This is a genomic window from Mycobacterium sp. NS-7484, assembly GCF_001953975.1.
Lineage (GTDB): Bacteria > Actinomycetota > Actinomycetes > Mycobacteriales > Mycobacteriaceae > Mycobacterium.
Genome location: NZ_MBEJ01000106.1, coordinates 71,603 through 80,795, shown reverse-complemented (window position 1 = coordinate 80,795; position 9,193 = coordinate 71,603). Strand labels below are relative to the sequence as shown.

8 protein-coding genes are annotated in these 9,193 nt (G+C 61.4%); 2 read left to right on the top strand and 6 right to left on the bottom strand.

From position 1 onward, the window contains the following. Window positions 1-457: 457 nt before the first annotated feature. On the top strand, window positions 458-1,723 hold the full coding sequence (locus A5733_RS20000; RefSeq protein ID WP_076241383.1) for an ATP-binding protein: 1,266 nt from the start codon (window positions 458-460) through the stop codon (window positions 1,721-1,723). A gap of 17 nt (window positions 1,724-1,740) precedes the next feature. Here A5733_RS20000 and A5733_RS19995 read toward each other — a convergent pair whose 3' ends face one another. The 6 genes from A5733_RS19995 to A5733_RS19970 form a co-directional block, all read right to left on the bottom strand. Beyond that, a complete protein-coding gene (locus tag A5733_RS19995; protein ID WP_067769282.1) occupies window positions 1,741-2,106 on the bottom strand; it encodes a carboxymuconolactone decarboxylase family protein in 366 nt (121 codons plus the stop codon). Window positions 2,107-2,299: 193 nt separating this feature from the next. Continuing rightward, window positions 2,300-3,112, bottom strand: coding sequence for a hypothetical protein (locus A5733_RS27210; protein WP_142254102.1), 813 nt, complete (start codon window positions 3,110-3,112; stop codon window positions 2,300-2,302). Beyond that, window positions 3,109-5,355 carry an EspA/EspE family type VII secretion system effector gene (locus tag A5733_RS27760; RefSeq protein WP_142254101.1) on the bottom strand — a complete coding sequence of 749 codons (2,247 nt, stop codon included), beginning with the start codon at window positions 5,353-5,355 and terminating at the stop codon, window positions 3,109-3,111. Before A5733_RS27760 ends, A5733_RS27210 begins: the two co-directional genes overlap by 4 nt. A 92-nt stretch (window positions 5,356-5,447) precedes the next feature. Next, window positions 5,448-5,888 carry a hypothetical protein gene (locus A5733_RS19980; RefSeq protein ID WP_233152739.1) on the bottom strand — a complete coding sequence of 147 codons (441 nt, stop codon included), beginning with the start codon at window positions 5,886-5,888 and terminating at the stop codon, window positions 5,448-5,450. Window positions 5,889-5,891: 3 nt separating this feature from the next. Next, entirely contained in the window at window positions 5,892-6,380 is a 489-nt protein-coding gene (locus tag A5733_RS19975; RefSeq protein WP_076241394.1) for a hypothetical protein, read from the bottom strand. Window positions 6,381-6,435: 55 nt separating this feature from the next. Continuing rightward, entirely contained in the window at window positions 6,436-8,187 is a 1,752-nt protein-coding gene (locus A5733_RS19970) for a hypothetical protein (protein WP_076241381.1), read from the bottom strand. Window positions 8,188-8,243: 56 nt separating this feature from the next. On the opposite strand from A5733_RS19970, the gene A5733_RS19965 reads away from it, so the two are divergent. Next, the gene (locus tag A5733_RS19965; RefSeq protein WP_076241380.1) at window positions 8,244-9,185 is read left to right on the top strand and encodes a GDP-mannose 4,6-dehydratase; all 942 of its coding nucleotides are present in this window, start codon (window positions 8,244-8,246) and stop codon (window positions 9,183-9,185) included. Window positions 9,186-9,193 lie beyond the last annotated feature (8 nt).

The window sequence follows — 9,193 nt, the reverse complement described above, 5'->3', positions numbered from 1 at the left end:
CAGACATGCCGGGAAGGGCAGGACCGGGGATAGTTCGCCGGTAGAGCCGTTATCGGTTGACCAGTAATGAATAGGTCAGGGGTTCGATTCCCCTGGGTGGCTCCACCTTGTTGTCGACCGACCCGTTGACTTTGAATCCACGCACACCGCTACTCGCACAACTGCGGCGTCAGCTCAAAGTCAACGCGAAGGTCTGGCTGTTGGGGCGTGGCAGCCGCGCCTTCTACTCTTAGGGAATTCCGCGTAGGCGCGGGCCTTCCCGGCTCCACAGCCGGCCGAAGATATTGTCGACACCGATACTCATCAGCTCGTCGTCGAAGCTGCCGTTCGGCTCGACCACATCTGCCGACAGTTGCAATCTTTGAGTACCAGGTAGCTACGTCGACGTATGCGATCTGTTAGATAGAAATGCTGCGATCTGTTATATAGAAAGCCTGTAATTTGTTAGATTCGCGGCGTGGCATATCTACAGAGGGTCGTTGACCAGGTACTTGATGACCTGTTCCCGTACACTGCCGCCATCGCTCTCCAGGGCGCCAAAGGAGTGGGCAAGACGGCGACCGCGGCCCAGCGCGCCACTTCCACGTTGAGTCTGGACGACGGTGCGCAGCGATCGGCACTCGCGGCTGACCTCGGGCTGGTCGATCGGCTGACTCCGCCGGTTCTCATCGACGAATGGCAGTTACTCCCACCGATATGGGACCGAGTCCGCCGTGGTGTCGATCAGTCGGCGGAGGGCGGACGGTTTCTGTTGACCGGATCGGCGCAGGTAGCCGCAGGCGCGAGGCTCCATTCCGGCGCTGGTCGCATCCTCAGTGTGATCATGCGGCCGATGTCCCTCGCCGAGCGCGGGCTGACCAGTCCGACGGTGTCACTGCGTGCGCTTCTGGGCGGCAGCGAGTCGCGCATTGAAGGACAGACCGACGTCGCCTTGCCCGACTACGCCGAAGAAGTCGTCCGCTCCGGTTTCCCGGGGATTCGGGATCTACCTCTGCGCGTCCGGCGTGCACAGCTCAACGGATACTTGAGCCGAATCGTCGAGCGCCAGCTCCCCGAGAACGGGATGGCGGTGCGGCAGCCAGCTGCGCTGCGGGCCTGGCTCGCCGCGTACGGGGCGGCGACGTCGACGGATGCGGCATACAGCGTAATCCTCGGCTCCGCGACGCCGGGCGAGTCTGACAAGCCTGCCAGGCAAACCGTCGCGCAATACCGTGAACATCTGCAACGGCTGTTCATCCTTGACCCGATCAGTCCATGGATACCGTCCTTTACGCCGCTCAAGCGGCTGACGAAGACCCCCAAACATCACCTTGTGGACCCAGCACTTGCGGCAGCATTGTTCGGCGTTGACGTCGATGCACTGCTCGGCGGCACCACAGCGCCGGGTCCGGCCGGCATGTGGCTCGGAGCGTTGTTCGAATCCCTTGTTGCTCAGTCGGTTCGGGTATATGCCGAAGCTGCCGAGGCGACGGTGGGTCACCTTCGCACTCAGAACGGCGACCACGAGATCGATCTGATCGTCGAAGGCCCCGGGATGAGAGTGATCGCGATCGAAGTCAAGTTGGCGGCAGGCGTCGACGACAAGGACGTACGCCATCTCAACTGGCTCAAGGGCCAGATCGGCGATCGGCTGGTGGAACGGATCGTGGTGAACACCGGACAGTTCGCGTACCGGCGTCCAGATGGCGTGGCGGTGATTCCGCTGGCGCTGCTCGGACCGTGAAGCGGTGCCAGTCTCGCCTAAGCCTTTCTCAGCGCTTCACGCGCCACATTGCGGGCGGTGTTCGCAGCAGGGAATCCCGCGTAGCCGCTGGCGTGGTAGATGACCTCGGCGATCTCGTCCTCGGTCAGGCCGTTTCGCAGGCCGATCTTGACGTGGGACTCGAATTCGTCGGTGGCCCGCAGCGCGATGAGGATGCCCATGGTGACCAGGCTGCGGTCACGGCGGCTCAGGCCCTCCCGGCTCCACAGCCGGCCGAAGACATTGTCGACACCGATGCCCATCAGCTCGTCACCGAAGCTGCCATTCGGCTCGACCACATCTGCCGACAGGTGCGGCACCATCTCTTGAAGGACTCGGAGACCTTGTTCACGTACGTCAGTCATGCCTGTCAGCTTGGCATTACGGCTGAATCAACTGTCGACCGACTGCGTCACAAGATATCCGAGCAACTTGTCGACGAAGGTCAGCGATCGTCAGTTCAGTCGATGTTGCTTAGAGCCTTCTCCATCGCACTGTCGCTCAGCTATCTGATTGCCCGCCCGCGGTATGGATCATTCATATGACCGTTGAGCGCCATTAGTCCGTCGGCCAACCGGGATCCGGAGCTCGGGTTGGAAAGTCGGAACGACTGTTCGCGTCGTTTATGAGGAATGCGCGTCGGGCTGGCGGATCGGGGGCATGGTCGATGCATGTGCCTATATCGGCCTTCATTCTCGGCCACTCTGGTTCATCTGCGCTCGCATTTGAAGCGGAAAGGAACCGTTTGATCTGCCAGGGTCCAAAAACATCATTTTTAGGACCGGCGTTTGGCCCGCTTTGTGCGCCAGGCGATGAAGCATCATCATCATATTCGTGCAGCGTAATACGCATCGCCAGAATGCCTCGAGTATCTACGTTCGGCCCCGCGCTCACGATGCTTGTGAATAGCCCGTCTCCTTCGCGTTCCGCCAATGAATAAATGTACCGACACACAGTTACATCGGCGCTGTTGGGTCCGGTCGCATCGATCGAAAGGATGCGGAACCGAACGTTCCCGAACATCGGCTGCGATCCGGTAGCGTGCTCTATATTCGGGCGACGATTACTCGTGCCGGCGTCGTCATTTTCAGTGGGTGTATTAGGGGGTACAGCGCGAATGAAGCCGGAATACGCGAACTCCATGCTTCCGGAATATTGAACTAAAAATCGTGATTCAAAATAAGCCCTTACTGGCACAGAAATTCCGTTGAGAAGATCGACTCCAGGGTTAGCGCTCCACTGGCTGCGGACATCGGCAAATATTCCCGACCAAGGTTCCTGTGCGTTGCCGTTCGGCTCTCCCGCGGAACATCCGCAGAGCGTGGCCCCAATCAGGGCGATGCTGAGTAATCGTCTCGGCATCTGCATCATTTCGGTACCGGGTTACCCGTAATGCCGGTGTATTGAGTAATCATCGGCCCGGTGGGGCTATTGCGGGATCCGCCGACGATCTCCTCCAGGTGCCTGTTCAGGTCTCGGCTGATTGTGCTGTGAGCCTCTTCGTAGTTCTTGATGATATCTTCCGATGGCGCAATCTGCTTGACCGTGGGACCGTCCGGGTGGTCTGGATCAACTGGTACGTCGACTAGCCATTCGGAGGGAACGCCGGTCGGCGGCGTTCCAGTGGCGAGAAGTGCATTGAGTGCAAATCGGGCGGGGTCGTCAGAGAACATGGGTTTTACGGTCGCCGGAGCGTAGCCGTCAGACGGCTGACTCCCGATAATGGTTTCCTCCATGGCTGTGCCGAAGATGTCCAGCGACGGTGCAAGAGCCGGCCCTATGCCGGGTACTAAGCCTCCGCCTCCGCTGATTGCCTTTACGGCTATTTCGTATGATGCTTTATTCTGATTATACAGTTCCTCGGCATTGAGGTGGAGCCGATTTACGGCTTCGGTGCTGCCCACGGACTCGAGGGCCTGTAGCGTTGCGCAATCTACCATGCGGTTATCGAATTCTGAGGCCTGTCCGTTCCGTGCTTCGCTCGCCCAGCTGTGACTCAACGTCAATAGTTTCTCCTTCACCGCGCCATCGAACTCGGTATAGGCGGCACTGTCAGTTGCAAGAACGGAAAATACGCCCTTTGCCGTAGGCAGCTCTCGGTTATCGGCATCGGGGAATCTGAATTGATCACCCTTTATCTGGTCCGACAAACCTGCGAGTTCGCTCACATATGGTGATAATCCGTGAGCGTAGCCCTGCACCAACTCTGGATTGAGTTGGCCCAAGGTCTTCCCATGTATATCCATGAGCTCGCTATGGCTACCGATGTAAGTTGAGTATATCTCCGCTGTCGAGGCGGCTATCGATGACTCCGCGCCGATATGGGACTCGTTCGTCCACTGGAAAAGGTAACGCGCCGACTTACCATTATCTTCCCAGTTCGTTGTATTGATATCTTTCAAAAAGTCGTTCGGATCCATTCCATTTCTGCCCACCAGATGGTCGTTGATGATTTGATGGTCATCATCGACTGCCTCGAATAACGACTGTGTAGTCGAGACGAGATCATGCGGCGTGTACATCGTGCCTGCTTTGTCCATAAGTTTATCGGTCGCGACTATAATCTGTCGGTCCAGTTCCGTTCCGGTTTGGAAACTTGGGTTTCCATCCTTAACGATGTCGGCGATTGCTCTAAGAGAGTCGCCGTGAGCTAGTTCGGGATTACGGTCGCTTTCGCTGGCGGTGGCAGAATCGGCATGGCGTAGGGCGTGTTGAACGCTGTCGGGCAGTTCGGAGGCTGCGCCCTTAGGGGGCTCTCCCGCTCCTCCGGAATAGCGCACGTCATCGTTGCTCATTAACTGCCACGAATCAGCGATAACATTCTTATGTTCGCCCAATCGCTGCTCTGCTTGTTTTAGTTCGCTCACGCTCATCCCCTTTTGGTGATCATGCATCTTCGTGAGGTAAGCGTCTTGGGTGGGCGTCAAGTCCTCCCCTGGCTTAATCGAGCTGAGAACTTTGTCCACTCGTTCGGCTTGGCCGCCTTCGATTCCAGTTCCATTCAGGGTTGCTTCGACATCCCGCTCAGCCTGTTCCTCGGGGCTCAGGGCATGTGCCTCCTCGCGGCCAAGAGCTTGAGTGTCCTCCTTCTTTTCACTGCCCGGTCCAAACTGCTGATCTTGGAGCTCATCGAACGCGTTCTTGAGTACGGTGACGCGGAAGCCGATCTTGAGCATGTCGCCGTGGGCTGTGTTGACAGCGGTGTTGACCTGTTTGACGCCTTCGTTCGCAATGGGGATCAAACTTTTCTCGCGGGCTTGGGCGCTGAGTGAACTGGGCAGCGAGTTGACCGCGCTGTCGACCCAGGACTTTGTGGCATCGAGTTTGTTGCGACCGTTGGCGACGACATTGGCGGCGTTGGTGACTTCGGTAGCCATCTTTTGGTCGAGATCGGCGAGCTTTTGGTACACCTCGGAGTGCTTCTTATTGGCGGCGGCATACGCCTGTGATGCGGTGCCCTGCCAGCGATCATCAGGTGCAGCCGACTCGACCATTCCCTTCAGCTTCAGCAGCTGCGAGCTGCCGTCATGCTGAGAGCCGTCGGTAGGAACGCCGACACCGAAGGTTTCTCGCGCTTTGTTCCACGTCGAATAGAAGCCATCCAGCGCGCTCACGGACACGTCCCCCTCGACACGATTCCGACAGTTAACCGTCAGTATCTCAGCACGTGGCACACCACGGTGTCAGGAATCGGGTGGGCCCACGATCAGCCACCCAGCGCGCGGATCTCGTCGGGGATGTCGCCCACCGTGTCTGGAGAGATGTAGGTCTTGACCCACGTCCCATCGGATTGCCGGTCAACATGGGCGGTGCCGATATCACTCGACAGCAACCACAACTGGTCGCTGGACGATAGCCAGGTGATGCCGACGCCGTGGCGGGTGCTGTACGCGGTGGTGTCATGGAAGACCTCAGCACCGGTTGCCGTGTCCTTGATCGCGACGACCCAGGTGTCGACACGGTTTTGTGACGGCCCGGAAGCGACCGACACCGAATACTGCCCGGAAGGGGAGTGCTTCGGATGGTCGGGCCGCGCGAAGCGATCGCCCTCGCGGTTCGACGCGTCACCGAAAACCCCGCAGCCGCTGAGGAAGCCGGCGATCAATAACGCGATGGCGAGTATCCGAATCATGGCGGTTCTCAACACCGGTCAATCGTCGACAGATCGCAGCACGAGCGTGTCCGAACCGCTGTCGAGGTATGCGGTCGATCGCCAGTCGTCGGTGCTCAGCGCGGTATCCATCGCGATGCTGGTGAGAAATGGTCCGGCGGGCACGTGAGCCCGCAGGCCCTCGTTGAGGTCAGGAACCTCGCCCGTCGACGTGGGTGCGAATTTCTGTCGGAGTGCGTCTGCGGTGGTCGGGCGAAGTTTGATGACAGCTTCGATCCAGTAGACCGAGGGCCCGGGCGCCGTCGCCCGATTGTCTGACTGCGCGCCGAGGGTCCCGCTCATCCAGGTCGCGTCGACAGGATTGCCGATCGCAGGGAACCGTTTCGTCAAGGGCTCCAAGTCGTGTCGGACCTCGGTGGGAGGTGCCGTGACAACGCCGGACGGCTGCGCATCATCGCGGCTCGGATTGCAGGCCGCCACAACGAAAGCCAGACACACGAGAATCGCGACCGCTGCACGTCGTGCCACCCTGGCCACCTCCCTGCCGTGATGATGTCATCAATTGCCCTTAGCGACTGGACGACTACCGAGGCGCCAGGAATCCCACCGGCCCAGGAGAGATGCACACCGACAGCGCGGCGGTGTTGGCGCCCACAGAGATCGATTGCCCAGCCCCCGGCAGCCGCACGAACACCCGGTTGAGCCCGGGCCGCACCGGCACTTTCACGTCGGGACCTTCGGCCAAGGCCATGGTTAGGGAGCCGTCGCTGTTGGCCAGGTAGTTGATCTCGGCGGTCCAATCGGCCGGCAGCAGTGGCCCGTCCAGCGCCATGACGACGGGTTCATCCGGTTGCACCAGGAAACCGCATTGCGGCGCGGGGCCCTCGACAATGGTGCGCACCCACGTCACCTTCGCGTCGACCAATGTCCCGGTCCGGTCGAACATCCGCAGATCGGTTGTTGCAGAGGCGAACTCAGGCCGAGGCGATGCCAGCGCGAACATGTGGCTGGCCAGATTCTCGGGATAGGCCACGCGTTGCAGGATCAAGGGATCGACTTCTTGGTCGAGCAGCGGTGCGGCCGGTGAGGTCGACGCCAGCGAGGCCCGGGCGTTGTTCAGATAAGAAGGCACCGGGCTGTCGCGCCACACCTTCGAGAATGTCCACGTCGAGTACAGGCTGCTGGCCACGAAAAGTACTGCCACGGACACCAGTACGACAGTCCGGCCCAACGACGCGGAAAACAACGAACTCCGGTTGGGCGCACAGAACCCCACTGCCGCCAACAACGCCAGCACCACCACCAGATCCGGCAGGTAGCGCAGTGTCTGCGCCAACTCCAGCGCGGTGAACCGGGAGGAGCGCATGAGATAGATCGGAATCTGGCAGGCCACGGCATATCCCAGGGCCACCACCAGCACCGGCCAGATGCGGGTCTTGCGCACCAACACCACGGCCACCGAAACAACGAGCACCGCCCAGCCCAACACCATCACCGACACCGGCGGCGTGGCCCAGGGGGAAGCGGGTGCCCAGCGCTGCCAGGACCAGGGCCCGCCGACAAGCCCAGGCACGATGCCGTGGGTAAAGGAGCGGCTCAACAGGTCCCACGTCATCGCCACGTCGAAGCTCCACCGCTTCTGATCGACGACGACGAGATATACCCCGATCCAGGCCACCAAAACTGCCAGGCACGAGACCCACAACTGCAACCCGCGGCGCCACACCTCGGCCACCGAGAACGTCCCCGTCACATACCCGAGCAACGCCACCACCGCGAACGCGACGAACGGGATCACCGCGGCCTTCTCGAAGAACAACAGTCCGCCCAGAAAAACGAGCACACCAACAACTGCGTGCCGAGACGCTCCGGTGCGCACCAGCAGCACGGCCTCACCACAGACCCAGGCCAGCGCGGCCAGCATCGGCAGGGAGTTCAGAGCCGCCGCCCACCAGGCAAACCCGGGCACCGCCAGCGGGGTGAACAAGGCAAAGGTCAGCGGCACGAGCAGCACCGGCCGCCAACCCAGGATCACCCACAGCGCCCGCAGCAGCGCCAGTGAGGCCAGCAGCTGCATCACCACCAGGCTCACCGCGGCCAGCACCCACGAGAACGGCGCCACCCGGGTGATCGCGCCGGACACCAGGAACGCGGCGGGCATGACGTGGCCGTCGTGATCGTCGAACAAGAAGGACGGGGATAGCAGATTCTGGGTGCCGGCGCGGCCGATCAGGATCAGATCGTCCCAGTAGAAGTAGCCGCCGAAAGCCACCACGGCCCGGACCACCAGATGCAGCGCGATCAGCGCGGCGGCAGCACGGGCGACCTTGTTCACTCTTGCCGACTGTACGGACACAGCGAGGCCATAGTTGCCGTCGGTATGGTGATCCGGTGCGAACACTGGTGACAGGAGCGGCAGGTTTCATCGGATCGACGCTGGTCGATCGGCTGCTGGCAGACGGGCACAGCGTTGTCGGCCTCGACGACCTGAGCTCGGGGCGGGCAGAGAACCTCAGCAGCGCCGAGAACAACAAAGCCTTCGAGTTCGTCAAGGCCGACATCGTCGACGCGGACCTGCTGAGCCTGTTCAAGGACACCCAGCCCGAGGTGATCTTTCACCTGGCCGCCCAGATCTCGGTGAAGCGCTCGGTGGATGACCCGCAGCTGGACTCGACGGTGAACGTGGTGGGTGTCGTGCGGTTGGCGGAGGCGGCGCGGCAGTCCGGGGTGCGCAAGGTGGTGCACACGTCCTCGGGTGGCTCGGTCTATGGCACACCGCCGTCGTATCCGACCGGCGAAGACACCCCGACGAACCCGTCCTCCCCGTATGCGGCGAGCAAGGTCGCCGGCGAGGTGTACTTCAACATGTTCCGCAACCTCTACAACCTGGATTGTTCGCACATCGCCCCGGCCAACGTCTACGGCCCGCGCCAAGATCCGCACGGCGAGGCCGGCGTGGTGGCGATCTTCGCCCAAGCCCTGCTGGCCGGGCGGCCGACGAAGATCTTCGGCGACGGCACCGACACCCGCGACTACGTGTACGTCGACGACGTCGTGGACGCCTTCGTCAAGGCGTCGGGCACCGCCGGCGGCGGTCAGCGGTTCAACGTCGGCACCGGGGTGGAGACGTCGACGCGCGAGATGCACACCGCGATCACCCTGGCCGTCGGCGTCCCCGACGACCCGGAGATGCACCCGCCGCGGCTCGGTGACCTGCGCCGGTCGTGCCTCGATGTGACCCGGGCCCGCGACGTGCTGGGCTGGCGGCCGCAGGTGGATCTGGCCGCGGGCATCCCGAAGACGGTGGAGTTCTTCCAGACCAATTCCCGCTAAAAGATTGT